This is a genomic window from Microbacterium sp. SL75, from assembly GCF_026625865.1.
Lineage (GTDB): Bacteria > Actinomycetota > Actinomycetes > Actinomycetales > Microbacteriaceae > Microbacterium.
Window position 1 is genome coordinate 2,586,723 of sequence record NZ_CP113067.1, and the last position, 25,803, is coordinate 2,612,525.

General features: G+C 66.6%; 13 protein-coding genes and 3 rRNA genes. 13 read left to right on the forward strand and 3 right to left on the reverse strand.

The genetic code is table 11. The annotated features are described in order from the left end of the window. Nucleotides 1-50 precede the first annotated feature (50 nt). The 5 genes from pgi (at nt 51) to OVA17_RS12220 (ending at nt 8,731) form a co-directional block, all read left to right on the forward strand. Complete coding sequence (gene pgi, locus OVA17_RS12200; RefSeq protein WP_267786813.1) at nt 51-1,730, forward strand: glucose-6-phosphate isomerase; 1,680 nt, start codon at nt 51-53, stop codon at nt 1,728-1,730. Nucleotides 1,731-2,040: 310 nt separating this feature from the next. Beyond that, on the forward strand, nt 2,041-3,015 hold the full coding sequence (locus OVA17_RS12205; protein WP_267786814.1) for a phospholipase: 975 nt from the start codon (nt 2,041-2,043) through the stop codon (nt 3,013-3,015). 90 nt (nt 3,016-3,105) lie between these two features. Beyond that, nucleotides 3,106-3,684, forward strand: coding sequence for a PadR family transcriptional regulator (locus OVA17_RS12210; RefSeq protein ID WP_210076195.1), 579 nt, complete (start codon nt 3,106-3,108; stop codon nt 3,682-3,684). A gap of 52 nt (nt 3,685-3,736) precedes the next feature. Then, nucleotides 3,737-5,434, forward strand: coding sequence for an ABC1 kinase family protein (locus tag OVA17_RS12215; RefSeq protein WP_267786815.1), 1,698 nt, complete (start codon nt 3,737-3,739; stop codon nt 5,432-5,434). Nucleotides 5,435-5,722: 288 nt separating this feature from the next. Next, a complete protein-coding gene (locus OVA17_RS12220; RefSeq protein ID WP_267786816.1) occupies nt 5,723-8,731 on the forward strand; it encodes a DEAD/DEAH box helicase family protein in 3,009 nt (1,002 codons plus the stop codon). A gap of 4 nt (nt 8,732-8,735) precedes the next feature. Here OVA17_RS12220 and OVA17_RS12225 read toward each other — a convergent pair whose 3' ends face one another. Then, the gene (locus OVA17_RS12225; protein ID WP_324289887.1) at nt 8,736-9,659 is read right to left on the reverse strand and encodes a lytic transglycosylase domain-containing protein; all 924 of its coding nucleotides are present in this window, start codon (nt 9,657-9,659) and stop codon (nt 8,736-8,738) included. 542 nt (nt 9,660-10,201) lie between these two features. Between OVA17_RS12225 and rpsA the strand changes: the two genes are divergently transcribed. From rpsA to rrf, 5 genes are all read left to right on the forward strand, one after another. Then, on the forward strand, nt 10,202-11,656 hold the full coding sequence (gene rpsA, locus OVA17_RS12230) for a 30S ribosomal protein S1 (RefSeq protein WP_058622362.1): 1,455 nt from the start codon (nt 10,202-10,204) through the stop codon (nt 11,654-11,656). Between the two features lie 105 nt (nt 11,657-11,761). Next, nucleotides 11,762-11,935, forward strand: coding sequence for a hypothetical protein (locus OVA17_RS12235; RefSeq protein ID WP_210076187.1), 174 nt, complete (start codon nt 11,762-11,764; stop codon nt 11,933-11,935). Between the two features lie 594 nt (nt 11,936-12,529). Further along, nucleotides 12,530-14,051: ribosomal RNA gene (locus OVA17_RS12240) — 16S ribosomal RNA — on the forward strand. A gap of 419 nt (nt 14,052-14,470) precedes the next feature. Then, nucleotides 14,471-17,580, forward strand: a 23S ribosomal RNA gene (locus tag OVA17_RS12245). Nucleotides 17,581-17,682: 102 nt separating this feature from the next. Continuing rightward, nucleotides 17,683-17,799: ribosomal RNA gene (gene rrf, locus OVA17_RS12250) — 5S ribosomal RNA — on the forward strand. Together the 16S, 23S and 5S rRNA genes form the textbook arrangement of a ribosomal RNA operon. 396 nt (nt 17,800-18,195) lie before the next feature. On the opposite strand, the gene OVA17_RS12255 is transcribed toward rrf, so the two are convergent. Continuing rightward, nucleotides 18,196-20,868 (reverse strand): phosphoenolpyruvate carboxylase, encoded by a 2,673-nt coding sequence (locus tag OVA17_RS12255; RefSeq protein ID WP_267786820.1) that lies wholly within the window; start codon nt 20,866-20,868, stop codon nt 18,196-18,198. Nucleotides 20,869-21,258: 390 nt separating this feature from the next. Between OVA17_RS12255 and OVA17_RS12260 the strand changes: the two genes are divergently transcribed. Further along, nucleotides 21,259-21,876, forward strand: a complete 618-nt coding sequence (locus OVA17_RS12260; RefSeq protein ID WP_267789392.1) for a MazG family protein — start codon at nt 21,259-21,261, stop codon at nt 21,874-21,876. Nucleotides 21,877-22,013: 137 nt separating this feature from the next. Beyond that, entirely contained in the window at nt 22,014-23,261 is a 1,248-nt protein-coding gene (gene hisS, locus OVA17_RS12265) for a histidine--tRNA ligase (protein WP_267789393.1), read from the forward strand. A gap of 66 nt (nt 23,262-23,327) precedes the next feature. On the opposite strand, the gene OVA17_RS12270 is transcribed toward hisS, so the two are convergent. After that, nucleotides 23,328-24,185, reverse strand: coding sequence for a helix-turn-helix transcriptional regulator (locus tag OVA17_RS12270; protein ID WP_267786821.1), 858 nt, complete (start codon nt 24,183-24,185; stop codon nt 23,328-23,330). 127 nt (nt 24,186-24,312) lie between these two features. On the opposite strand from OVA17_RS12270, the gene OVA17_RS12275 reads away from it, so the two are divergent. Continuing rightward, complete coding sequence (locus tag OVA17_RS12275) at nt 24,313-25,758, forward strand: MFS transporter (RefSeq protein ID WP_267786823.1); 1,446 nt, start codon at nt 24,313-24,315, stop codon at nt 25,756-25,758. The last annotated feature ends 45 nt before the right edge of the window (nt 25,759-25,803 follow it).

Consider the following 25,803-nt stretch of genomic DNA (forward strand, 5'->3'; position numbering starts at 1 on the left):
CTTCGTCATCCGCGGCGTGGCGAAGGACGCGGGTCGCTAGCGTGGAACCCGTGACTGCGCCTATCGACCCCACCACCACCTCCGCCTGGTCCCGCCTCAGCGCCCTGCGCGAGGGCTTCACCCCCGATCTGCGCGGCTGGTTCGCCTCCGACGCCGACCGCACTCGCGACCTCACCCGCACGGTCGGCGATCTCCACGTCGACCTGTCGAAGAACCTCGTCACCCCGGAGATCCTCGACGCCCTCGTCGCGCTCGCCGACGAGACCGGTGTGCGCGGGCGTTTCGCCGACATGCTCCGCGGCGCGCACCTCAACACCAGCGAGGACCGCGCCGTGCTGCACACCGCTCTGCGTCGTCCCGCCGGCGCCGAGCCCGCCCTCGTGGTCGACGGCCAGCAGATCGACCACGACGTGCACGAGGTCCTCGACCGCCTGAGCTCTTTCGCCGACCGCGTGCGCTCGGGCGAATGGCGCGGGGTCACCGGTAAGAAGGTGACGACCGTGGTCAACATCGGCATCGGTGGCAGCGACCTCGGACCGGTCATGGTCTACGAGGCTCTCCTTCCCTACGCCGACGCCGGTATCCACGCGCGGTTCGTGTCGAACATCGACCCCACCGACATCGCGCAGAAGACCGCAGACCTCGACCCCGAGACGACACTCTTCGTCGTCGCGTCGAAGACGTTCACCACCCTCGAGACCCTCACCAACGCCCGCCTCGCGCGCGACTGGCTCTGGGCACAGCTCGCCGAGAAGGGCGCGATCGACGATTCGGATGCCGCGCGCACCGACGCCGTGGCCCACCATTTCGTCGCGGTCTCCACCGCCCTCGACAAGGTCTCGGCGTTCGGCATCGACACCGCCAACGCCTTCGGGTTCTGGGACTGGGTGGGGGGACGTTACTCCGTGGATTCCGCGATCGGGCTGTCGCTCGCGGTCGCCCTCGGTCCCGACGTCTTCCGCGAGTTGCTCGCCGGTTTCCACACGGTCGACGAGCACGTGGCATCCACCCCGATCGAGCAGAACGTGCCCGTCCTCATGGGGCTCCTGAACGTCTGGTACACGAACTTCCTGGGCGCGCAGTCGCATGCGGTGCTGCCCTACGCGCAGCAGCTGCACCGCTTCGCGGCGTACCTGCAGCAGCTCACGATGGAGTCCAACGGCAAGTCCGTCCGGTGGGATGGCACGCCCGTCACCACGGACACCGGCGAGGTGTTCTGGGGCGAGCCCGGCACGAACGGCCAGCACGCCTTCTACCAGCTCATCCACCAGGGCACGCGGCTCATCCCCGCGGATTTCATCGCCTTCGTGAACCCGGCCTACCCCCGTGCCGATGACGGTCGCGACGTGCACGGTCTCTTCCTGGCGAATTTCCTCGCGCAGACCAAGGCGCTGGCCTTCGGCAAGACCGCCGAAGAGGTGGAGGCAGAGGGAACCCGGGGAGCACTCGTCGCAGCCCGCACGTTCCCGGGCAACCGCCCGACGACCTCGATCTTCGCTCCTTCCCTCACCCCCTCCGTGCTCGGACAACTGATCGCGCTCTACGAGCACATCACCTTCACGCAGGGCACGATCTGGGGCATCAACTCCTTCGACCAGTGGGGTGTCGAACTCGGCAAGCAGCTCGCCCTTCAGATCGCCCCCGCGATCGAGGGCGACGACGAGGCCCTGGCCGCGCAGGACTCCTCGACCCGAGCGCTCCTCGACTACTACCGGGCTCACCGCGGCTAGTCCGCAAAACGCTCTGCGTGGGCGAGAGCCTTCGCAAAGAGGCCGATTCGGCGAGAAGTTTTCCTCGTCGGGTCGGCCTCTTGTCGACCCGGGCGCGACGCTCCGTCGATGTTGCGGCGTCGTAGCGCGCGTGTTTTCCTCGAATCACCTAGTGAGAGGGGCAATTCTGCTGCTTTCCGACTCGCGCGGATGTCGCGTGGAATCGCGGTCGAAGGCGACGTGTCCCACCGTGACCCGGCCCCTACGCTCTCACCGGTCTTCCAGGTAACGAAAAGATAACGTCCAGAACTAGCACCCACACTCGGGGCCCGTGCCGACCCGACGGCGCGACAGCGTGCTCGATCCCGACGAGCGCGCCCTCGACGAAAGATCTCCCTTGCTGCGTTCCGATATAAAGCTCACCCACGTCAACCGCGCCCGGCGCACCCTCGTCACGGCGGCGACCTGTGCCGGTCTCGCCTTCGGCGTGGTCGCCACGACCGGTCTCGCGATGGCCGCGCCCCTGTCGCTTCCCGACGCGTCGGCGTCCTCGTTCTCCGCTCCCAGCACGTCCGTGCCCGTCTCGACGGCGCCCACCCTGGACGCCGTCAGCACCGGGGCGAGCGCCGCCCTCGACGGAGCGCAGACGGCGCTCTCGAGCGCGAGCACCGTGCAGTCCGACGTCGCCGCGACCGGTCTCCCGCTCTCGATCGGCGACGCGTCCATCGACACGAGCGCGCTGCAGGATGCCGTGGACCGCCTCAACTCGCGAGATCTGCTCCCCGTGCTGCTCGTGCCCGCGTTGAGTCAGAACGCCCAGGCCGAGACGGAGCGCGTCAACGCTCGCGTGGCGGAGGTCAGTGGGAGCCTCGACCAGGCCAAGGCCGACAAGGCCGCCGCCGACGCCGCCGCCGAGGCTCAGCGCCAGGCCGAGGCCGCCGCTGCCGCAGAAGCTCAGCGTCAGGCCGACGCCGCGGCCGCGCTGGCACGCGTCAACACCACCGAGGGTGCGAAGGCGTACGCGGCCCAACTCGCCTCCGAGAAGTACGGGTGGGGGAGCGATCAGTTCTCCTGCCTGTCGTCGCTGTGGACCAAGGAGTCCGGCTGGAACTACCAGGCCTACAACAACGACGGCGGCGCTACGGGCATCCCGCAGGCGCTCCCCGGCAGCAAGATGGCGACGTTCGGTGCCGACTGGAAGACCAACGCCGCCACCCAGATCGCCTGGGGTCTCGATTACATCTCGCGCGGTTACGGCACGCCGTGCAGCGCCTGGGGTCACTCGCAGGCGATGAACTGGTACTGAGAACCCCCTCGAAGACGACCCCCGATCGCGCTCAGCGATATATCGTTATATATCGCTGGCCCAGATCGGGTCCGCGCGAAGGAGGTCGTCATGAGTGGTTCATTCCTGGGAGACGCGTTCGGCGGACGCGGTGGCAACAACACCCCCGGCTGGCCGATGTCCAACATCCTCGAGGGTCTCGAGCAGTTGCGCACGCAGTTCGAGCAGAAGACCAGTTCCACGCCCCGCATGAACAAGGGCGACGTGCGCTCGGCGGTTCTGTCGCTGCTGCTCGAGCAGCCCATGCACGGGTACCAGATCATCCGCGAGATCGAGGATCGCAGCGGTGGGTCCTGGAAGCCGAGCCCGGGCTCGGTCTACCCCACGCTGCAGTTGCTGACCGACGAGGGTCTCGTGGAGGCCGAGGAATCAAGCGGCCGCAAGACCTATTCGCTCACCGCCGAAGGCCGTGCCGCCGCCGGCGACGAGACCACCGAGCGCACCGCCCCGTGGGAGTCGGCCGGTTCGCGTGACGGCGGGCGCATGACGGCGCTCCCCAAGGCGGGCGTCGAGCTGGCCCAGGCCGCGGCCCAGGTCGCACGCACGGGCGACAAAGAGCAGGTGGCGCAAGCCGTCGAGATCCTCGACGAGGCCCGCCGTAAGCTCTACTCCATCCTCGCCCAGGGTTGAGGTCACGCCCGCTCGACGGGGGCTCCACGCCCGTCGGCATCCAGGAGAACCGATGACCGACGACGCCCTCATGAAAGCCCGCTACCGGCGGATCACCCGTTTCGCGGCGCGCTATCTGGTGCAGGCATGGTGGTTCGAGCTCTTTCTGCCGCGGTTCGGTCTCGGGTGGATCTCCGCCCGGGGCCGCACCCGGCGGCTCGAACGCATCGCTCAGCGCTTTCACGTGCTGGCGGTCGACCTGGGCGGTCTGATGATCAAGGTCGGCCAGTTCATGTCGTCGCGCCTCGACGTCCTGCCGCCCTCCATCACGAAGCAGCTGGAGGGCCTTCAAGACGAAGTGCCCGCGGTCCCGTTCGCGCAGATGCGCGCCCGCGCAGAACAAGAGCTCGGCATGCCTTTGGAGCGCGCCTTCGCGAGCGTCGACGAACGGCCTCTCGCCGCAGCCTCGCTGGGCCAGGCGCACCGCGCCGTGCTGACGGAGGATCTCGCCGCCGAGACCGGCCTGAGCGCCGTGGTCCTGAAGATCCAGCGCCCCGGCATCGACCGCATCGTCGATGTCGACCTGCGCGCCCTGCGCAAGGTCGGCGTGTGGCTCAGCAAGGTCGCCCTGGTGCGCGACCGTGTCGACATGCCCTCGCTCGTCGAGGAGTTCGCCGTCACGAGCCTCGAAGAGATCGACTACCTCCACGAGGCCGCGAACTCCGAGCGCTTCGCCGCCGACTTCGGAGGAGAGGGCGGTGTCGCCGTCCCCGAGGTCGTGTGGGAGCGCACGACCCGCCGCGTCCTGACCCTGCAGGACGTCACGGCGATCAAGATCAACGACGCCGATGCACTGCGCGCCGCGGGCATCGATCCGGCCGAGGTGGCCGCACGTTTCGCGCAGGTCATGTTCGACCAGCTCTTCGACGACGGCTTCTTCCACGCCGACCCGCATCCCGGCAACGTCTTCGTCACCCCCCTTCCCGGGACGACGGATGCCGGCACCCCGGCTTGGCGGTTCACGTTCATCGACTTCGGCATGATGGGAGAAGTCCCGCCGAGCCTGCGCCGTGGGCTGCGCCGAGTGCTCATCGCGGCCGCCTCCCGTGACGGCAAGGGCCTGGTGGACGGCATCCGCGATGTGGGCGTCCTGCTGCCCTCGGCCGACACGATCCAACTCGAGCGGGCGATGACGCAGCTCTTCTCGCGCTTCGGTGGCATGGGCTTCGCCGAACTGCAAGAGGTCGATCCGCGCGAGTTCCGCTCTTTCGCGATCGAGTTCGGCGACGTCGTGCGGTCGCTGCCGTTCCAGTTGCCCGAGAACTTCCTGCTGATCGTGCGCGCGATGTCGCTCACGAGCGGCATGTGCAGCGCCCTCGATCCGGCCTTCAACATCTGGGATGCCGTCGAGCCCTACGCCCAGCGCCTCATCCGCGAAGAGAGCGGCAACACCGCGCAGGCGTTCGTCCGCGAGGTCGGAGCGGTCGCTGCGGTGACCGCGCGCCTCCCGCGTCGCGCCGATAACCTCATCTCGCGGTTCGAAGACGGATCGGTCTCGGTGCAGACTCCGCGCATCGAACGGCGCATGCGCGATCTCGAGCGCATGGTGCGCCGAGTGGTGTCGTCGGTGCTGTTCACGGGCCTGCTCATCGGCGGGGTGCTGCTGCAGTCCGAGCAGGCGGTGCTGGGGACGATTCTCATGGTCGTGTCGATCGCGCCGCTCTCGCACGCCCTGCTGGCCGGGTGGGTCGCTCGACGCAACGGCGCCTGACGGGGTCGGAGCCGAGCGGGACGGCGAAGGATGCCGCCCGGCTCAGCGCCCGGCGAACATGCTCAGAAGCGTGACGACGCCGAAGAACACCGGGATGCCGGAGACCGCCGTTCCGACCATGAACGACGAGACCACGCGCACGTTCGCCCACCACCCGTGGCGGGGTGGTCGGCAGCTCCCGCCGCACGTCGTCGTCGGCAGCGTCGAGCCACCGAAGGTCCACGGGTCGTCCTCTCCGGCGGGTGTCGGTCCGCCCGCCCGCCGGGGGCCCCTCCCTAGACTGGCGCGGTGTCGACCGAATCACGCCGTCCCCTGTCGGCGTGGCGATTCGACGGAACGCTCCGGGCCTACCAGCGCGCCGCGCTCGACCGTGTCGACGTCGACGCGGGGGAGCCGCTGCACCTCGTCGCCCCGCCGGGTGCCGGGAAGACTCTGCTCGGGCTCCTCCTCGCCGCACGCCGGGGGCGCCGCACCGTGGTCTTCGCGCCCACGACGGCCATCCGGGCGCAGTGGGTGGGCGCTGCCCGCGTGCTGGCGAACGATGCCGCCGCCGTGTCGGACGACCCCGACCGCCCCGCCGACCTCACCGCCCTGACGTACCAGGCGATCAGCGTGGTCGACTCCAGCGAACCCTTCGCGGCCCTGGCGCGCGCCCGCTGGGTCGACGAGCTGATCGCCGACGATCGCACTCCCGACCAGGCCGAGGGATGGCTCGAGGCGCTCAGCCAGAGCAATGCCGCGGCGTACGGCCGTGGCATCCGCTCTCGTTCCCGCGCTCTTCGGCGCACTCTGGCGAGACAGGATGCCGCCGCGCTCACGGCCGCTCTGCACCCGCGATCGCGCGAGCTGTTGGAGCGCCTGGTCGAGGCGGGGGTCGAGACCATCGTCCTCGACGAGTGCCACCACCTCCTCGATCACTGGGCGCTGGTGGTCGCGGCGCTCGTCGCGCGGTCGCGCGCGGTGGGTCGGGAGCCGCTCGTGATCGGACTCACGGCCACACTTCCTTCGCCCGAGGATGCGAACGAATACGAGAACTACGTCTCGTTGCTGGGCGAGGTCGATCTCGAGGTTCCCGTGCCGGCCGTCGTGCGCGAGGGCGATCTCGCGCCGTACCGCGACCTCGTCCACGTGGTCGAACCGACGGGTGAGGAGAGAGCGTTCCTCTCCGCCCACGCCGAAGCTCTCGCCGAGGCGCTGCGGACGACCTTCGCGGTGGGCGCCGGGAGAGAGTTCCTCCGCGCGGTGCTCCAGCCGCCGGCCCCTTCCGCCCCCGCGGATCCCCTCGAACCGCCCGTTGAGGGCGTCTCGGCCCCGGTCGCTCCCGCGGGGAGGAGCGCGGTCGGCGGTGCCGAGATGGAGCCCCCGCCGCCCGCCGCCGAGTCGTCCGACCCCGATGCCGCGGTCGATGCCGCTCTCTCGGCGGCCTTCGCCGTCGACTTCGCCGGTGCCGAGGCCGCTGCGGCGATGTTCTCCGTCGTCGCGCCCGACGACCCGCTCACCGCTCGTCTTCCCGCCGTGGCGCGACGTGCGCCCACGACCGAGGAGACGCTGCGCCTCCTGGGTCGATATGCCCTGGACCGGGTGCTCCCCGACCCCGCGCGCGCCGACGATTGGCGCCGGCTGCGCCGCCTGCTCGCCGATTTCGGCTTCGCCCTGACCGACCGCGGGGTGCGGCGCACCCGCGACCCGATCGACACGGTCCTCGCGTCCTCCCTCTCGAAGGACAGGGGAGCGTGCGACATCCTCGCCCGCGAGCGCACCGAGCTCGGCGACCGCCTCCGCGCCCTCGTCGTGACCGATTACGTCACCCACGGCAACGTCCACGGGGGGCTGCTGGGCTCGGCCGGTGCCGTCCGCACGTTCTCGATCGTGGCGACGGATGCCGTTACCTCGGCGCTGCGCGCGATCCTCGTCACGTCCTCGACGGTGCGCGTCGCCGTCCGCCACGCGGACACGCTGCTTCCGGCGCTCACGCGCGAGCTCGGCGTCCCGGTGACGGGGGAGCCCTGCCCCGACGATGGGGCCGTCCTCGAGGTGCGGGGGACCACGGGGTCGGGTGTGGTCGGCGCCGTCTCCCGGCTGCTCGCCGACGGCTCGCTCGAGGTGGTCGTGGGCACGCGCGGTCTGTTCGGCGAAGGCTGGGACTGCCCGGCGGTGAACACCCTGATCGACCTCACGGCGGTGGCGACGGCGTCAGCGACGCAGCAGTTGCGGGGCCGTACGCTGCGACGCGATCCGAGCTGGCCCGAGAAGGTCGCCCACAACTGGACGGTCTCGGCGCTTCTGCCGCCCGACTCGCCCCTCGACGCGCAACCGGATGCCGCCCGCCTCCGTCGCAAGCACGCCGGCCTGTGGGGACTCGACGCCGACCACCCCGACCGCATCGTCCGCGGGCTGCCGGCGGCGCTGGGGCGCGAACGTCGTCGTGCGCTCGACGGGGTGCTCGAGAAGGCCCCCGGTGCGTCACTGGAGCGTGTCGACGCCCTGACCTCAGTTCCGCCGCGGAACGAGACGCGATCCGCCTGGCGCATCGGCTCCCCGTACGACGATCGCGAGGAGCTCTCCGCGGTGGTCGAGCGCCCGGCCCGCACGCCGGTCTTCTCGACGTCGGTGCGGGCCGAGCGTGCCCTCGGCGGGTGGCTCGGAGTATCGGCGGGAGCGCCGGCGGCGATGCTCGCGTTGTCGTTCTTCCTGCCACCCGTCGCGGGAGTCGCGGTGGGGGGAGTCAGCATCCTGATCGGTGCCGTCATGGCCGTGCCCCTGTTCTCCGCGTGGCGTCGCACGCGTCGGCAGGCTCGGGACGCCGCGGCGACGCTGCGGAACATGGCGCATGTGGTGTGGACGGCGCTGTCCGAGAGTGGGCGCGTCCGGTCCCCGCTCGCGGTGCCCGTCTGGGAGCGAGAGCGGAGGGATGCCGATGGCACCCGCGCCGAGATCCGGATGGCGGACGCGAGCCTTGCCGATCAGAGGACGTTCGGGATCGCCCTGGAGGAGCTGTGCGGTCCGATTCGGACGCCGCGCTTCGTGCTGGAGGTCGATCGCGGCGGAGGGCCGTGGTGGGTGCGCGGCGTCCTCGAGCGCGCGGGACGCTCCCGGTCGCGGCAGTTCGTCGCCGTGCCTTCCGAGATCGGTCGTCGTCGGGCGGACGCTCTCCGCTTTCACGGCGCCTGGCAGGTGCACGTGGGTCCGGCCGTCCTGCACGAGCTCAACGGTCCCGAGAACCTCTCGCTGCTCGCAGAAGCGCGCCGCACCGGAGGGTTCTCCGGAGCGGCGCGCTCGATGATGCGGTGGAGCTGAGGGCTCAGTACCAGCCGGTCGACTGCGAGTGGCCCCACGCGCCGCACGGCGTGCCGTAGCGGCCCGAGATGTACCCGAGGCCCCACGACACCTGGGTGGCCGCGTTGGTCTGCCAGTCGGCACCGGCGGACGACATCTTGCTGCCGGGGAGAGCCTGCGGGATGCCGTAGGCGCCGCTACCGGAGTTGTAGGCCTTGTAGTTCCAGCCCGACTCCTTGTTCCACAGCGACACGAGGCACGACATCTGGTCGTCGCCCCAGCCGCGGCTGGCGAGCATGTCGCGAGCAGCGGCCTGAGCACCCGCGACGCTGTTGTCGCCCGATCCGCCGCCTGTGGGAATGGGGGCCGACGATCCGCCGCCTCCACCGCTGTTGGAGCCCGACGACGACGACTCGGTCTTCTCCGCGGCCGCCTTGTCTGCGGCGGCCTTCGCGGCAGCAGCGGCCTCGGCCTCCTGTCGTGCCTTCTCGGCGGCCTCTTCTTCGGCCTTCTTGGCGACGGCGGCGTCAAGGCCGCCGCGCAGCTCCGCCACGCGCTGGTCGACCGAGGCGGTGGCCGCGGTGACGTCGTGGGCGAGGGCGGGAAGGAAGGTTTCGGGAAGCGCGGACGCCGCCTCCAGACGATCCGTCGCGTGCTGCAGAGCGGTGGTGTCGACCGTGGCGGGCTGGCCGATGTCGAGACCGGATGCCGCGATGTCCTTCTGCACGGCGGCGGCAGCCTGGATCGAGGTCGAGGCCGCGGTTTCGGCGGTCTTCGCCTGGGTCTTCTCGGGGCCGGGACTGGCGGCGAGGACCGTGGGAGTGATCGAGGAGGCGAGAGAGAACGTCGCCGTGGACAGGTCTGCGGGGGAAGCCGTGGCAGCCGGCGCGGTGCCGGTGAGAGCCGCAGCCGCGACGACGCCGAGCACGAGCGTGCCCACCGTCGTCACGGGGCGACGACGAGTGCGGCGGGCGGCGAGGCGGCGGTCACGACGATTGGTGGGGGGCGTCGAGTCAGAGCGCATAAAACCGGTTTCACGTGAGGGAGGACGGTGCGGGTGTCACCGTCCGACCCGCGTTCAGCGGGCACAAGACGGGGAGCCTGGCACGTGTTTCTGGACGCCACCTGGGCGGACCGCCTCAAACCGGCCAGACAAAAGCGCCGATCCGAGGCGAATCACTCGCCCGAAGCTCCCGGTGCCTCAGGCTCCGTCCGTCACCGTCGCCAGGGTCGGGTGTCCCCGTACGACGTGCCCGACGGCGGGTGCGCGGAGCCCGCGACCACGCGCCAGGCCCGGTGCGTTAGACTGGGGTGTCACATCTGGGTTCGTCTGTCTGGCGGGCCCGTGGCATCGCACAAACAATCCGCTTCGCTTCGACTCGTGGTTGGAGTTCGCCCTCGGGCGGCCCCAGCCCGACGGCCCCCGGTCTTCGGACCGACGGGTACAGGAGTCGGAGCCCGACACCACACCCAACTAGGACAACCCACTACATGACTACCGCAACGACCGCCCCGGCTATCAAGCAGGTCGCGATCAACGACATCGGCTCGGCCGAAGACTTCCTGGCCGCGGTCGAGAAGACGCTCAAGTTCTTCAACGACGGCGACCTCATCGAAGGCACCGTGGTGAAGATCGACCGCGACGAGGTCCTCCTCGACGTCGGTTACAAGACCGAGGGCGTCATCCCCTCCCGCGAGCTCTCGATCAAGCACGACGTCGACCCCAACGAGGTCGTCAACGTGGGCGATCACGTCGAGGCCCTCGTTCTCCAGAAGGAGGACAAGGAAGGCCGCCTCATCCTGTCCAAGAAGCGCGCGCAGTACGAGCGTGCGTGGGGCGACGTCGAGAAGATCAAGGAGAACGACGGTGTTGTCACCGGTTCCGTGATCGAGGTCGTCAAGGGTGGCCTCATCGTCGACATCGGCCTCCGTGGCTTCCTCCCGGCCTCGCTCATCGAGCTGCGCCGCGTCCGCGACCTCACGCCGTACCTCGGCCAGGAGATCGAGGCGAAGATCCTCGAGCTCGACAAGAACCGCAACAACGTCGTGCTCTCGCGCCGCGCCCTGCTCGAGCAGACGCAGTCCGAGTCGCGCACCACGTTCCTCAACAACCTCCACAAGGGCCAGGTCCGCAAGGGCACGGTCTCGTCGATCGTCAACTTCGGTGCGTTCGTCGACCTGGGTGGCGTCGACGGTCTCGTCCACGTCTCCGAGCTCTCCTGGAAGCACATCGAGCACGCCTCCGAGGTCGTCGAGGTGGGCCAGGAGGTCACCGTCGAGATCCTCGAGGTCGACCTCGACCGCGAGCGCGTGTCGCTCTCGCTCAAGGCGACGCAGGAAGACCCGTGGCAGGTGTTCGCCCGTACCCACGCGATCGGCCAGATCGCTCCGGGCAAGGTCACCAAGCTCGTTCCGTTCGGTGCGTTCGTCCGCGTGGCCGACGGCATCGAGGGCCTCGTGCACATCTCCGAGCTGTCGGGTAAGCACGTCGAGCTCGCCGAGCAGGTCGTGTCGGTCGGCGAAGAGGTCTTCGTCAAGATCATCGACATCGATCTCGAGCGTCGCCGCATCTCGCTGTCGCTGAAGCAGGCCAACGAGTCGGTCGACCCCAACGGCACCGAGTTCGACCCGGCGCTGTACGGCATGGCCACCGAGTACGACGAGCGTGGCGAGTACAAGTACCCCGAGGGCTTCGACCCCGAGTCGGGTGCGTGGCTCGAGGGCTTCGACACTCAGCGCGAAGCATGGGAGCAGGAGTACGCCGCTGCCCAGGGTCGCTGGGAAGCTCACAAGGCTGCCGTCGCCAAGGCCCTCGAGGCCGAGGCAGCCAACCCGACGGACACCGGTTCGTTCGGTGGATCCTTCTCGTCCGAGTCGCCCGCCCAGGGCACCCTCGCCGACGACGAGTCGCTGGCTGCGCTTCGCGAGAAGCTCTCCGGTCGCTGATCCGTCCCGCACTGAAGGCCGGTACCTCCTCGGAGGTGCCGGCCTTCGGTCGTTCCCGGGCGCAAGCCCTGGTGAACGAGCGGGGGAGCAGGGCAGGATGAAGACATGGCTTCTCGACTTCCGCTCCTGATCACCCTCGCCGGCGTGGCCGTGCTCTTCCTGTCGATCGCGTTCGTCTTCGCTCTGGTCATCGGCGCGATGTTCTTCGGCGGGATCGAGTTCACCGGGGGACACGCGGATGCCATGACCTCGCCGTCGACATGGACGCTCGTCGCCTGACCGTCATACCGTTCCCGCGGTTCGGCCCGGACGACCTGGAAGGTCGCGCCGGGCCGTCGACGTTTCCGCAGGATTCCGCGCCTGCGGTCCGGCGACACGCCCGAGATGTGCCCGGATTCGACGGGTCGGTCGTTCCCGCGTAACTTATTACCTGTTCGCCCCACAGGGGAGAGCGGAGAGGCCGGAAGGCCCCGCTTCGTCTCAAGTGGCGGACTGCCCAGAACCTCATCGTTTCGGTGTAGGGTTTTGGTTCTGGTCTTCGACCGGGTTTCACGACGTTGATCTTTTAGAGGTCCCACGGTGAGAGCCTTAAGGTTTGAATGATCGAATAGGTAGTGAATTGCCTCACGGGTAGGTCGGGAGACTGTTTCTGTGGGTGCGTCCGTTCCTTGAGAACTCAACAGCGTGCACTTGTCAAATGCCAATTTATTCCTCGTCGGTCTGACTTTTGTTGGATTGCGAGAAATTCCTTTGGATCAAAGACCAGCCCTTCCGGGGGTTGGCATATGAATTCGTCAGTTTTGATGTTTTCTCTTTGGTCAGTTTCAAACTCGCTATGACTGTCGTTTTCCCGGTGGTTGTATGCATTTCTTTTTTACGGAGAGTTTGATCCTGGCTCAGGATGAACGCTGGCGGCGTGCTTAACACATGCAAGTCGAACGGTGAAGCCAAGCTTGCTTGGTGGATCAGTGGCGAACGGGTGAGTAACACGTGAGCAACCTGCCCTGGACTCTGGGATAAGCGCTGGAAACGGCGTCTAATACTGGATATGAGACGTGATCGCATGGTCGTGTTTGGAAAGATTTTTCGGTCTGGGATGGGCTCGCGGCCTATCAGCTTGTTGGTGAGGTAATGGCTCACCAAGGCGTCGACGGGTAGCCGGCCTGAGAGGGTGACCGGCCACACTGGGACTGAGACACGGCCCAGACTCCTACGGGAGGCAGCAGTGGGGAATATTGCACAATGGGCGGAAGCCTGATGCAGCAACGCCGCGTGAGGGATGACGGCCTTCGGGTTGTAAACCTCTTTTAGCAGGGAAGAAGCGTAAGTGACGGTACCTGCAGAAAAAGCGCCGGCTAACTACGTGCCAGCAGCCGCGGTAATACGTAGGGCGCAAGCGTTATCCGGAATTATTGGGCGTAAAGAGCTCGTAGGCGGTTTGTCGCGTCTGCTGTGAAATCCCGAGGCTCAACCTCGGGCCTGCAGTGGGTACGGGCAGACTAGAGTGCGGTAGGGGAGATTGGAATTCCTGGTGTAGCGGTGGAATGCGCAGATATCAGGAGGAACACCGATGGCGAAGGCAGATCTCTGGGCCGTAACTGACGCTGAGGAGCGAAAGGGTGGGGAGCAAACAGGCTTAGATACCCTGGTAGTCCACCCCGTAAACGTTGGGAACTAGTTGTGGGGACCATTCCACGGTTTCCGTGACGCAGCTAACGCATTAAGTTCCCCGCCTGGGGAGTACGGCCGCAAGGCTAAAACTCAAAGGAATTGACGGGGACCCGCACAAGCGGCGGAGCATGCGGATTAATTCGATGCAACGCGAAGAACCTTACCAAGGCTTGACATATACGAGAACGGGCCAGAAATGGTCAACTCTTTGGACACTCGTAAACAGGTGGTGCATGGTTGTCGTCAGCTCGTGTCGTGAGATGTTGGGTTAAGTCCCGCAACGAGCGCAACCCTCGTTCTATGTTGCCAGCACGTAATGGTGGGAACTCATGGGATACTGCCGGGGTCAACTCGGAGGAAGGTGGGGATGACGTCAAATCATCATGCCCCTTATGTCTTGGGCTTCACGCATGCTACAATGGCCGGTACAAAGGGCTGCAATACCGTGAGGTGGAGCGAATCCCAAAAAGCCGGTCCCAGTTCGGATTGAGGTCTGCAACTCGACCTCATGAAGTCGGAGTCGCTAGTAATCGCAGATCAGCAACGCTGCGGTGAATACGTTCCCGGGTCTTGTACACACCGCCCGTCAAGTCATGAAAGTCGGTAACACCTGAAGCCGGTGGCCTAACCCTTGTGGAGGGAGCCGTCGAAGGTGGGATCGGTAATTAGGACTAAGTCGTAACAAGGTAGCCGTACCGGAAGGTGCGGCTGGATCACCTCCTTTCTAAGGAGCATCTGGCATCCGGGGTTTTCGAATCGTGGGTGTCCAGGCGCCAGTTCAACACCGAATGTGTGTTGCTGGTAGCTCATGGGTGGAACATTTGATGGGGTGCTCATGCCGATGGTTCGGGTCTAGTACGCAGCTTGCTGTGGGAACGGTTCGGGTTGGAGGGGTGGGTACATGCACGCTGTTGGGTCCTGAGGGGCCGGGCGCTGGTTGCGCTAGTCGGAAGGCTGGTGTGGTTGGTGGCTGTTCCTCGTGGGCCTTCCCTGCTGTCACGGTTGTGGCGTGTGGGGTGGGTACCGCCCGTACTTTGAGAACTACACAGTGGACGCGAGCATCTTCGACATGACTTTTTGGTTGTGTCGTGAAGATGATCTTAAAGATCATTAGTCAATTTTTTGACGATTCAACTCATGTGATTTCAAGTCTTTAAGAGCAAACGGTGGATGCCTTGGCATCTGGAGCCGAAGAAGGACGTAGCAATCTGCGATAAGCCTCGGGGAACTGATAAGCGAGTTTTGATCCGAGGATGTCCGAATGGGGAAACCCCGCCAGGGCGCGTGCGTACCTGGTGACTCCCGCCTGAATATATAGGGCGGGTAGAGGGAACGTGGGGAAGTGAAACATCTCAGTACCCACAGGAAGAGAAAGCAAAAGCGATTCCGTAAGTAGTGGCGAGCGAAACCGGAAGAGGCTAAACCTAGCGTGTGTGATAGCCGGCAGGCGTTGCATGTTGGGGGTTGCGGGACTTTTCTGATTGTTCTGCCGAATGATCGACGTGACAAGAGGGTATAGACGAACGGTTTTGAATGGCCGGTCATAGAGGGTGCGAACCCCGTAGTCGAAATGCCTGTTCTTGGCGTGAGAAGTATCCCAAGTAGCACGGGGCCCGAGAAATCCCGTGTGAATCTGTCAGGACCACCTGATAAGCCTAAATACTCCCAGATGACCGATAGCGGACAAGTACCGTGAGGGAAAGGTGAAAAGTACCCCGGGAGGGGAGTGAAATAGTACCTGAAACCGTTTGCTTACAAACCGTTGGAGCCTCCTTAGTAGGGGTGACAGCGTGCCTTTTGAAGAATGAGCCTGCGAGTTAGCGATACGTGGCGAGGTTAACCCGAGTGGGGTAGCCGTAGCGAAAGCGAGTCTGAATAGGGCGATTCAGTCGCGTGTCCTAGACCCGAAGCGAAGTGATCTATCCATGGCCAGGTTGAAGCGACGGTAAGACGTCGTGGAGGACCGAACCCACTTAGGTTGAAAACTGAGGGGATGAGCTGTGGATAGGGGTGAAAGGCCAATCAAACTTCGTGATAGCTGGTTCTCTCCGAAATGCATTTAGGTGCAGCGTTGCGTGTTTCTTGCCGGAGGTAGAGCTACTGGATGGCCGATGGGCCCTACAAGGTTACTGACGTCAGCCAAACTCCGAATGCCGGTAAGTGAGAGCGCAGCAGTGAGACTGTGGGGGATAAGCTTCATAGTCGAGAGGGAAACAACCCAGACCACCAACTAAGGTCCCTAAGCGCGTGCTAAGTGGGAAAGGATGTGGAGTTGCTTTGACAACCAGGAGGTTGGCTTAGAAGCAGCCACCCTTGAAAGAGTGCGTAATAGCTCACTGGTCAAGTGATTCCGCGCCGACAATGTAACGGGGCTCAAGCACGCCACCGAAGTTGTGGCATTGACATTTTTGGTAGGCCTTCGTGGTCCAGCCGTGTTGATGGGTAGGAGAGCGTCGTGTGGCGAGTGAAGCGGCGGGGTGACCCAGCCGTGGACGCTACACGAGTGAGAATGCAGGCATGAGTAGCGAAAGACGTGTGAGAAACACGTCCTCCGAAAGACCAAGGGTTCCAGGGTCAAGCTAATCTTCCCTGGGTAAGTCGGGACCTAAGGCGAGGCCGACAGGCGTAGTCGATGGACAACGGGTTGATATTCCCGTACCGGCGAAGAACCGCCCCAGTCAATCCAGTGGTGCTAAGAGTCCTAGCTCACGCTTTAGCGGATCCCTTCGGGGTGAGGCGGGTGTGTGTGAACGCTCGACCCCATGCTGGTGCGGCTAGCGTATTAACAGGTGTGACGCAGGAAGGTAGCCCAAGCCAGGCGATGGTAGTCCTGGTGCAAGTGCGTAGGCCGACTCTTAGGCAAATCCGGGAGTCATGAGGCTGAGACACGATGCGGATAAAAAGTGGGTGATCCTATGCTGCCAAGAAAAGCATCGACGCGAGGTTCTAGCCGCCCGTACCCCAAACCGACTCAGGTGGTCAGGTAGAGAATACCAAGGAGATCGAGAGAATCGTGGTTAAGGAACTCGGCAAAATGCCCCCGTAACTTCGGGAGAAGGGGGGCCATCCACTTATTAGGACTTGCTCCGAAAGGGTGTGGTGGCCGCAGAGACTAGTGGGTAGCGACTGTTTACTAAAAACACAGGTCCGTGCCAAGTCGCAAGACGATGTATACGGACTGACGCCTGCCCGGTGCTGGAAGGTTAAGAGGACCGGTTAGCCGTAAGGCGAAGCTGAGAATTTAAGCCCCAGTAAACGGCGGTGGTAACTATAACCATCCTAAGGTAGCGAAATTCCTTGTCGGGTAAGTTCCGACCTGCACGAATGGCGTAACGACTTCCCAACTGTCTCAACCGCGAACTCGGCGAAATTGCATTACGAGTAAAGATGCTCGTTACGCGCAGCAGGACGGAAAGACCCCGTGACCTTTACTACAGCTTGGTATTGGTGTTCGGTGTGGCTTGTGTAGGATAGGTGGGAGACGGTGAAGCATTCACGCCAGTGAGTGTGGAGTCATTGTTGAAATACCACTCTGGTCACTCTGGATATCTAACTTAGGACCGTGATCCGGTTCAGGGACAGTGCCTGGTGGGTAGTTTAACTGGGGCGGTTGCCTCCCAAAATGTAACGGAGGCGCCCAAAGGTTCCCTCAACCTGGTTGGCAATCAGGTGGCGAGTGTAAGTGCACAAGGGAGCTTGACTGTGAGACTGACAGGTCGAGCAGGGACGAAAGTCGGGACTAGTGATCCGGCAGTGGCTTGTGGAAGCGCTGTCGCTCAACGGATAAAAGGTACCTCGGGGATAACAGGCTGATCTTGCCCAAGAGTCCATATCGACGGCATGGTTTGGCACCTCGATGTCGGCTCGTCGCATCCTGGGGCTGGAGTAGGTCCCAAGGGTTGGGCTGTTCGCCCATTAAAGCGGTACGCGAGCTGGGTTTAGAACGTCGTGAGACAGTTCGGTCCCTATCCGCTGCGCGCGTAAGAAGTTTGAGAGGATCTGACCCTAGTACGAGAGGACCGGGTTGGACGAACCTCTGGTGTGTCAGTTGTTCCGCCAGGAGCACCGCTGATTAGCTACGTTCGGGATGGATAACCGCTGAAAGCATCTAAGCGGGAAGCCGGCCTCAAGATGAGACTTCCATACCTTTATGGTGAGAGGCTCCCAGCCAGACTACTGGGTTGATAGGCCGGATGTGGAAGCGTAGTAATACGTGAAGCTGACCGGTACTAATAAGCCGATGACTTGATAACACACCTGTTTTTGGTGCTTGCGTCCACTGAGTGGTTCTCGATGTACGGTCGGGAACTCAACAATGATCATGTCGTTGTTGGTTTGTGAAACATCAATAGTGTTTCGGCGGCCATAGCGAGAGGGAAACGCCCGGTTACATTCCGAACCCGGAAGCTAAGCCTCTCAGCGCCGATGGTACTGCAGGGGGGACCCTGTGGGAGAGTAGGACACCGCCGGACTTCTTTTCAGTCGAAATGGCCACCCAACGTTGGGTGGCCATTTCGCATTTACGGGCACTTTCGGTGCGGTACCGCGTCGGCGCGTTCTTCCGTAGGGAAGCACCCACCGACGCATCACCACACCCACCGCATGTGAGCCTGCCGCGTGCTCGCTACCTGTGGTTGCGTGCCATCCACGGTGACGGGGCTGGCCCATGCCCCGGCCCTCGTCTCGTAGGCATTCTCTACTCATCCTCCGCGCCGCGGGTGCGTTCGATCGAGGCACACGCGAGGTCGTTCGCGTCGTGCTCCGCCGACGGGTTCGGACCGGTGAAGCAGCTCGAGGAATCGCCTCGTCAACGCAGAACGCGCCGGCTCCCCTCCCGGGAGCCGGCGCGTTCTGCGAGGGATCGTGTCTCAGCCGGTGTTCTGTAGACCGGCCGCGACTCCGCTCACCGAGAGGAGCAGGAGGCGCTGATGTTCCGCATCCGGAGTCGGGTTGTCGGCGTCCGCGTCGCGGAGGGCGCGCAGAGCTCGCAGCTGAAGCAGCGAGAGGGCGTCGACGTAGGGGCTGCGCATCTTCACCGCGCGCTGGAGGATCGGCTTGTTGCTCAGCAGATCGCCGCCGGTGATGCGCTCGACCCACGACCGCGTCAGAAGCATCTCGTCCATGACGAGCTGGGCGAGATCGTCTCGATCGCCGAGAGCGAGGTAACGGCGAGCGATGCGCTCGTCGGCCTTCGCGAGGCTCATCGCCACGTTGTCGATCATCGTGCGGAACAACGGCCACTGCTCGTACGCGTCACGGAGACGTTCTTCGTCGCCGACGGCCTGGAGCGCGGTGCCGAGACCGAACCAGCCGGCGAGGTTGATGCGCGCCTGCGTCCACGAGAACACCCACGGGATGGCGCGGAGGTCCTCGAGGGACTCGACCGACAGACCGCGGCGGGCGGGGCGAGATCCGAGGGCGAGATGTCCGAGCTCCTCCATCGGCGTGACGGTGGCGAACCACGGCGCGAAGCCGGGCGCCTTCACCAGGGCGAAGAAACGCTCGCGTGAGGCGACGTCCATCGTGCTCGCCACATCCGCGAATGCTTCTGCCGCGCCGCGATTGCGTCGTTCGATGGAGGGAGAGGATGCGGTCAGCACGGCAGCCGCCACCTGGTCGATGTGACGCATCGCGATATCGGCGTCGCCGTAACGGGCGAAGATGACCTCGCCCTGCTCGGTGAGCTTGAACCGGCCGTCGACGGAGTGCGGGGGTTGCGCGAGGATGGCGGAGTTCGCCGGTCCGCCACCACGGCCCAGAGCACCACCGCGACCGTGGAAGAGCGTCAATTCGATGCCCTCCGCCTCAGCCCACGTCGAGATCTCGGCCTGCGCCTCGTACAGAGCGAGGTTGGCTGCGACGGGGCCGACGTCCTTCGAGGAGTCGGAGTACCCCAGCATGACCTCGAGGCGTCTGCCGGTGGCATCCAGTCGGCTGACGAACGAGGGGTGCGAAACGATCTCGGCAAGGATGCCGGGGGCCGCCTGCAGGTCGGCGAACGTCTCGAACAGCGGGATCACGTCGAGAACGGGGAGGGCTTCGCCGGGGCCCACCGCGTAGGTGGCCAGCTCGTGCACATTCGCCAGGTCTTCGGCCGACTGGGTGAACGAGACGATGTAGCGACCGGCGGCGCGGGGGCCGAATCGCTCCTGGACGTATGCGATCGAGCGGAAGACCTCGAGCACCTCGTCGGTCTGCTCGCTCCGCGCGCCGCCGGATCGGAGTTCCTGGAGCACCTTACGGTGCACGGCGGAGTGCTGGCGCACCTCGAGCTCGGTGAGGTGGAAGCCGTACGTCTCGACCTGCCAGACGAGACGCTGGAGGGACCCGTACGCCTGACGGGCGGCGCCAGCGGCGACCAACGAGTCCTGCACCAGGCGCAGGTCCGTGAGCAGGTGCTCGGGGTCGCGGTAGGCCAGGTCGGCGTTGCGCGTGCGCGTCGCGGCGATCTTGCGTGCGAGCAGCAGCAGGATCCGGCGGTGCGGCTCGTCGGGCGAGCGCTCGGCGATCTCGGCCGCGGCGTCCTCGTCGGCGGCGCGTAGACGGTGCCAGAGAGCGATCAGAGCATCGCTGGGCGGGGTGCTCTCGGCATCCAGCGTCAGACCTCGGCCCACACGCTGAGTGGTGCGTTCGAGCCCGAGCAGGACGTGCTCGCTCGCGATCGCCGCGGCTTTGCGGGTGACGGATGCCGTGACGAAGGGGTTGCCGTCGCGGTCGCCGCCGACCCAGGAGCCGACGCGCACGAACGGCTTCACGATCGGGGCGCGGGATCCGGCGTTCTCGCCCTGCAGGATGTCGTCGATGCGGCGGTACACACGGGGCACGGCGGTGTACAGGGTCTCGTCGAAGACCGACATGACCGAGCGGACCTCGTCGACGGGCGAGGGCTTCTCGCGCCGCAGAGGAGCGGTGCGCCACAGCGTGTCGATCTCTTCGAGCATCCGGCGTTCCGTGCGACGGCTCTCGGTTCCTCCCTCGGAGGCGTCGTCGTGCTCCGAGAGCAGCTCCGAGAGGCGCCGGATGCTGGTCGAGATGGCGCGACGGCGGGCCTCGGTGGGGTGGGCGGTGAAGACCGGGTGGAAGCGGAGGGCCTGGAGACGCGCGAGCGCGGTCTCTTGGCCCACCTCGGTCGCGAGACGCTCGAAGGCGCTCGCGATGGTGTCGGGAACGCCGCTGCGCGACGGTTGATCGCCGCGCTCTCTCAGCACGCGTACGCGCTGGTGCTCTTCGACGAGGTTGACGAGGTGGAAGTAGGCCGTGAACGCCCGCGCCACTTCGTCGGCTCGCTCGATCGAGAAACCGTCGGCGATCGCGGCGGCGCGTTCGAACGCCTCGGGCGTCTCGTCGGTGTAGGCCTGGATCGTCGCCGAGCGCAAGCGCTCGACGTCGTCGTACAGTCCGGGGGAGCCGCTCTCCTGAAGGACGCGGCCGAGGAGCGATCCGAGCAGGCGCACGTCGGCGCGCATCTGCTCGGGGAGCTCCTGGCCCGCTTCGAAGCGGCCCACGAGGTCGATGGCCTCGGTCGGGGTCAGTTCACGCACACGCCCCAGATTATCGGCGTCGAGCGTGCACCGATTCACGTGTAACGGCATGCGTCGGTTTCGCGCGCCGAACTCCGGAGTTTCTCCGGTCGCGTGGCGTCATGACCGCAGCAATCGAGGCGACGGGGGCGTGGCATCCGGAAATCTCCGGCTTCAACGACGCACCGAGGGGCGGTACGGGGAGGAAGTGCGTCCGGGCGACGGGTCGCGCATCGACGGCCGGGGGCGTTCGCTCGGCGAGAAGCGGGCGGAGCAGATGACCGCATGGCAGATGCCGGGGGGGCGGCCCCGTGAGCGTCCTCCCGGGGGATACTCGTGGCGAGCGGTGCCGTCCGGCCCGCGGAGGGAGGAACCGTGAGCGACGACGCCCTGCGGGAGGCAGCCGAGACCATGCGCGCGGTGCGCGAACGCTGCGCCTGGACCCAGACGATCGACCACCGCGACCTCGTGCCGTACCTGGTCGAGGAGAGCGCGGAGGTCATCGACGCGGTGGAGTCCGGCACGCGCGCCGACCTGCGCGAGGAACTCGGCGACCTGTTGTGGCAGGTGCTGTTCCACGCGGAGATCGCCGCGGGACACGCGCGCGACCCCTTCGACATCGACGACGTGGCTCGGGGACTCACCGAGAAGATGGTGCGGCGGCATCCGCACGTGTTCGCGGATGCCGTGGCATCCACACCCGAGGAAGTCCTCGTGCACTGGAACGCGGCCAAGGCGGCCGAGAAGAGCACACGCACCAGTGTGCTCGACGGGGTCAGCGACCACATGCCCGCCCTGGCCCTGGCGCAGAAGCTGGTGGGGAAGGCGGCGCAGGTGGGGGCGCAGGCGCCGCCGCATCGTCTGGCGGACCCCGTGAGCGAGGCCGAATTGGGCGACGCTCTGTTGACTCTCGTGCAGCTTGCTCGCGCCCGAGGCTGGGACGCCGAACGCGCGCTGCGGGAGCGTCTGCGGACGCTGCGCGCCGAGGTGCGCGCGGCCGAGGGACGCGGCGAGGCCGCGTCGGGGTAAGTGATTCGCGGGCGGTGAGTGGCTGTCGCCTGCGTCTCGGCCACCCCCGGCCGCGCCGCCGCGGAACAGGGCCGCGCGGAGCATCGCCCCGACCCTGGAACAATGGACTCGTGGCATCCGTGAACCCGCCGCGCGGCATGCGCGACTTCCTCCCCGCAGACAAGGCCCGCCGCGAGCGCGTGCTCGCCGTCATCCGCGAGCGTTACCGCGCGCACGGTTTCGACGAGATCGAGACCCCGGTCATGGAGGATTACGACCGCCTTCACGCCGGCCTCGGCGGGGACAACGAGAAGCTCTCGTTCAGCATCCTCAAGCGGGGGATGGATGCCGACGGCATCCGCGCCGCCGCCGATGACCAAGCGGCGCTCGCCGATCTCGGCTTGCGCTACGACCTCACGGTCCCGCTCGCCCGGTTCTACGCAACCCACCGCGCGCAGCTGCCGACGGTGTTCCGGTCGGTTCAGATCGCACCGGTGTGGCGCGCCGAGCGGCCCCAGAAGGGGCGTTACCGCCAGTTCATGCAGTGCGACATCGACATCATCGGCGACGCGTCGGCGCGGGCCGAAGCCGAGCTCATGATCGCGAGCCTCGACGTGCTCGACGCGCTCGGGCTCGTGGGCGGATCGATCCGCGTCAACGATCGTCGCGCTCTCGACGCGATGCTGGACGTGTTCGGCTTCGCGCCGGACCAGCGACCGGGCGTTCTCATCACGATCGACAAGCTCGACAAGGTGGGTCCCTCGGGAGTCGTCGCCGAGCTCCGCGGACGCGGCGTGAACGCGTCCGCCGTGGACGCCTTCGCGGCGTACCTCGACCGTCCCGCGTCGGTCCCGTCGTTCGATGAGGCAGGCATCCGCGCCACGTTGCCCGACGGCATCCCCGACGAGATCGTCGCTCACCTCGTCGACCTCGGCGACACCGTCGCCGCGGCACGCGGTGGAGAGGTGCCGCTCGTCTTCGACCCCTTCCTGGTGCGGGGCATGGGCTACTACACCGGCACGATCTTCGAGCTCGCCCACCCGAGCGTCGACTACTCGCTGGGCGGCGGTGGACGCTACGACGGCATGATCGGCCGCTTCCTAGGCCAGCAGGTGCCGGCTGTCGGCTTCTCGATCGGCTTCGAGCGCATCGTCGACCTGCTGCCCGAGACCGGCAGCGAAGGCGAGCGCTCCGTAGTCCTCGTGCACGACCGCGATGTGCCGATCGCCCAACTGCTGTCGCTCAAGACGGCCCTGATCGGCGGGGGAGCGCGCGTACGCGTCGAGCAGCGGCCGAAGAACATGAAGGCCCTGCTCGAGCGCTCCACCGCCGACGGTTACGCGTCGTTCGCGACCGTGAACGTCGATACGACGCCCGAGACGCTGGAGATCAAGCCGCTTTCGTGAGAGCGGGAGGTCGACGGATGCCGTGACCCCGACGCCGCTGAGCGCTCCGGGTCTCGCGGGCCGGCGTCAGGCCACCGCGCTGATCAACGCCTCCGTCGGGCTCTCGGCGGCGAGGCGTTCCAGGCGCGCCGCGGTCTCGGCATCCCGCGGAGAGAACCACACGACGCGAGAGCCGAGTCCGTCGTCGATCCACAGGCTCGACATCTCCAGGTGCAGTTCGCCGACGCGGGCATGCAGGAGGTGCTTGTTGGCATTGCGCTCGCCCCCGACGTCGCCCAGACGCCAGAGCTCGGCGAAGCGCGGGGACTCTTCTTCGAGCTCGGCGATGAAGCGCTGCCACGAGGGCTCTTCGTGGTGGCGGCCGTAGGCGGCGCGGAGGCGCGCCGCGATCCGCCGCTGAGCGTGGTCGAGGTCGACGTGCGAGCGCTGCCACTCGGAGTCGGTGAAGAGCAGCACGGCGCAATTGTGTCGCTCGGCCGGCATGTCGTCGAGGTCGTCGAAGAGGTACCGATAGGCGCGGTTGTATGCGCGGATGTCGAAACGCGCGGTTTGCACGGCCGCGGGGTAGGGCAGGAGCTTCTCGAGCAGGTCGAGGTGGGTCGCACCGACGCAGTGCCGCGCCTCGCGGTCTGGCACGGGGAGGTCGGCGAGGGCGAACAGGTGATCGCGCTCGTCGTCGCTCAGGCGGAGCGCGCGGGCGATGGCTGCGACGACCTGGGCGGACGCCGCGATCGGGCGACCCTGTTCGAGCCAGGTGTACCAGGTGAGGCCGACTCCGGCGAGTTGGGCGACTTCTTCGCGGCGAAGGCCCGCGACGCGGCGCCGTGTTCCCTCGGGCAGCCCGACGTCGGCGGGACGCAGGCGCGCTCGCCGACTCCGCAGGAACCCCGCGAATTCGGCGCGGACATCGTCGGATCGAGTCACGGCATCCCTCCCTCTCCGGCGATCATAGGACGGGCGTGCGACCTCCCGCCCGCCGCAGGGGAGTGCTGGCAGTACCAGGATGAGCGCACTCCTGGTACCAGGATGGATCGATCTCGATGCTGGCACCATGACGACTTCCGCACACCCCGCCTCGGGGACCGCCCCCGTGCCGATCCGCCCGGGAACGGTCGTCGAGGTACCCACCTGGCGTTATCTCGGCTTCCTGCTCGGCCCCGGCGTGGGGACGTTCGCCTTCAACGCGGTGACGGTGATCCTGCCGACCCTGCGCGAGCGGTTCGGCGCCGGGGATGTCGCCCTCGAACTCGTGATCGCGGGATACGGCATCCCCTTCGCCGTCCTGCTCATCCTGGGCGGGAGGCTCGGTGACCGCTTCGGTCGGCACCGGCTGTTCGTGGTGGGGATGGCTCTGTTCCTCGTCTCCGCGGTCGCGTGCGCTCTCGCGCCCTCCATCGAGACGCTGATCGCCGCCCGGGTGGTGCAGGGTGTCGGCGCAGCGCTGTGCACGCCGCAGGTGCTCGCGACGATCCAGGCGACCTCGCAGGGCGCCGCCCGCACGCGCGCGATCGCCGCGTTCGGGGCGAGCGGAGGGATCGGCGCAGCCGTCGGTCAGGTCGCGGGCGGTGCCCTGGCGGCGCTCTCCTTCGGTCCGGTCGAGGGGTGGCGTGCCGTGTTCGTGGTCGTCGCCCTTATCGCCGTCGCCGCGATCGCCCTCGCCCCCCTGGCGCCGCGCTCTCGCGCGCACGAGGTCGTCGCGATCGACCTGGTCGGCACGGCGGCGCTGGGACTCGGCATCCTCGCCGCCTCCGTCGCCCTGACCTTCGGGCCGGTCTGGAACTGGTCGTGGCCGGTGGCGGTGGCCCTGGTGATCGCGGCCGTGTCCCTCGTGGCGATGTGGAAGCACCAGAACGCGATCGAGCGATCCGGACGGGTGCCGCTGCTGCCGCCGAGCGTGCTGAGGCTGCGTCCCCTGCAGTTGGGCCTCCTCGCCGCGGGTCTCTTTTTCGCGGGGTACTCGGCGCTGCTGTACGTCTTCCCGCGAGCCGTCGAAGCGGGGGGACTGAGCTCGCTCGAGGCCGGGATGGCGTTGCTGCCCTTCGCCGTGGTGTTCGCGGGCGTCTCACTCGCCGTCGCGCGCATCCAGGCTCGGCTCGGTGACTCGACGCTCGTCCTCGGCGTTTCGGTGCAGATCGTCGCGCTCGCGGGGATGGCCGCGACCCTCGTCTTCGCGTGGGGGAACGACATCGGTCTGTGGCTGCAGCCCGCTCTGGTGCTGCTCGGAGCGGGTCAGGCGCTCATCTTCTCGCCGTTGACCCAGCTCGTGGTCCGCGAGGTTCCGGTCGAGGCCGCCGGCCTGTCGGGCGGCATGTTCAGTACCGCCCAGCAGCTCGCCCTGTCGTTCGGTGTCATCGTCATCGGCGGTGTCGTCACCCTCACCGGTGTCGGGGGCCGAACGGAGCTGCTCGCGGGACTCGCCCTCGACATCGTGCTCGCCGTGGCGGTGCTCGTTCTCGCCATGGCGCTGCGCGCGCGGGGGCGCCGCGCGTCGCTCTAGCTCGACGGCACCGTTCGGGTCGATGCCAGGAAGCCGCCGTCGTCC